The sequence below is a fragment of the Mycobacterium sp. TH-M82 genome (genome assembly GCF_057473605.1).
The window spans coordinates 1-1928 of the sequence record NZ_JBYCKY010000800.1 but is presented as its reverse complement, the minus strand read 5'-3'; the positions used below and the strand labels follow the sequence as shown (position 1 = coordinate 1928).

Annotated in this window: 3 protein-coding genes; 2 read left to right on the top strand and 1 reads right to left on the bottom strand. The window is 65.4% G+C overall.

The features are described 5' to 3' along the window. Both AC2VON_RS23620 and AC2VON_RS23615 read left to right on the top strand, forming a co-directional pair. Positions 1-296 (top strand): DUF2469 domain-containing protein (locus tag AC2VON_RS23620; protein WP_486955023.1); only part of this gene is annotated, 296 nt, incomplete at its 5' end. A 34-nt stretch (positions 297-330) separates the two neighbouring features. Then, positions 331-993, top strand: a complete 663-nt coding sequence (locus tag AC2VON_RS23615) for a GNAT family N-acetyltransferase (RefSeq protein WP_486955022.1) — start codon at positions 331-333, stop codon at positions 991-993. A gap of 12 nt (positions 994-1005) precedes the next feature. On the opposite strand, the gene AC2VON_RS23610 is transcribed toward AC2VON_RS23615, so the two are convergent. Further along, positions 1006-1928: MutS-related protein (locus AC2VON_RS23610; RefSeq protein WP_486955021.1), on the bottom strand; the 923-nt coding region annotated here is incomplete at its 5' end.

Below are 1928 nucleotides of genomic sequence, written 5' to 3'. Positions count from 1 at the left end.
AGGATCTCGAGAAGTACGAAACCGAGATGGAGCTCTCGCTGTACCGCGAATACAAGGACATCGTGGGCCAGTTCAGCTACGTGGTGGAGACCGAGCGACGGTTCTATCTGGCCAATGGGGTGGAGATGGTGCCGCGTAACGCCGACGGCGAGGTGTATTTCGAGTTGCAGCTGTCCGATGCGTGGGTGTGGGACATGTACCGGCCGGCCAGATTCGTCAAGCAGGTGCGGGTGGTCACCTTCAAAGACGTCAACATCGAGGAGGTGGAGAAGCCGGAGTTGCGCCTTCCGGAGTAGTGCGGGGCGCGCGGATGCGATCTACGCTTGTGCCATGACCGCTCTCGACCAAGCTGTCTCCCGCCGTGCGATTACCGATGCCTTGCTCAAAGCGATGGAGCGCCGCCATGAGGTGCTCGATGTCATCGTGGATTCCGACGACCGGCCCGCTGCGGTCAAGGCCATCGCGGCACTGCTCGGGACATCACCGCTGGGCTGTGAGGCGGTGATGGGGATGTCGTTCGACCAACTCACCAAGGATTCGCGGCGCACGATCGCCGCGGAACTCGACGACCTGAACAACGAGCTGACGTTCACCCTGGGTGAGCGGCCGGCGAGCCTGGGCGAGACGTTGATGCTGCGTCCGTTCGCCGGCGAAGCGGACCGCGACATCTTCGCCCTGCGCACCGCCGACGTCGACGCCAGCGGCGACGGTTCCGGCCGCCCGGCCGACGGTCTCGATGACGAGATCCATTCGGGGCTGGCGCGCGTCGACGACGAAGACGCCGTGTGGTTCGTCGCGGTCGACGGGATCGAGAAGGTCGGGATGGTTTTCGGCGACCTCGCCCGCGGCGAGGTGAACGTGCGGATCTGGATTGATCCCGCGCATCGCAAGAAGGGCTACGGCACCGCCGCGCTGCGCCGGGCGCGCTCGGAGATGGCGGCCTACTTCCCCGGCGTGCCGCTCGTGGTGCACGCGCCCGCTCAACCCCGGTAGTTCGTCCGGTACTCATTCACCCCGGGCCGGGATGCCGAAGACCCGCCGGAACGAATCCTCCCCGTAACTGGTGGGTTCGGGTTCGCCGGGCATCAGCCGGAAGGTGCGTGCGCCATCGGGGCGGCGCTCGGCCCGCAGGAACAAGTCAGCGGGGTCTCGGCGGGCGAACAGGCTGTGGGCAAGGTCGTAGAGGTGGGTGACGAAAACCACTTTGACACCCGTATCGACCAGGGCGCGCACGATGTTCCGGGCGATTTGCGACCCCTCGCGTTCGTTGGTGGAGGCGAACGATTCGTTGCACAGCAGCAACGACTTCGCCCCGATGTGGTCGGCGATCTGACTCATCCGGGCGAGTTCCTCGTCGAGCTTCCCCTGTGTCATGGTGACGTCTTCCTCCCTTTTGAAATGCGTGAAGACGCCGTCTCGGACATTGGCGTGCAACGACTCGGCGGTGACGAACATGCCGGCTTGCATCATCACCTGCGCGGCGCCGACGCTGCGCAGAAACGTCGACTTGCCGCCTTCGTTGGCACCGGTGACCATGACCAGCGACTTGCCGTCGGCGTCGACGTCGTTGCCGGTGACTGTCTCGGTGGTGGTCAGGCACAGCCCCACATCGCGCAGATCGCGACAGCCAAACCGCGGCTCGTCGGCCGTGGTCGGCACCGGATAACAGGTCGGAACACCGGATTTGGTGAGCCGGTCCCGCAGGTTCACACACCCGAGATAGAACCCCAGTTCGGTACGTAGCCGCAAGAAGAATCCCATCACGTGGTCTGCGGACTGGGTGACGGTGTTGGCGACATCGTTGATGGCGCGCCCGGCCAGCTCGGTGAGAGCCTGGGCGCCGATCTCGTCGCGGCCGTCGATCTCGAAGCCGTAGCCGTCGTGGTTTCCGGTCAGCCGGTCCCACCAGCTGCGGCGCGGCGGCTGGT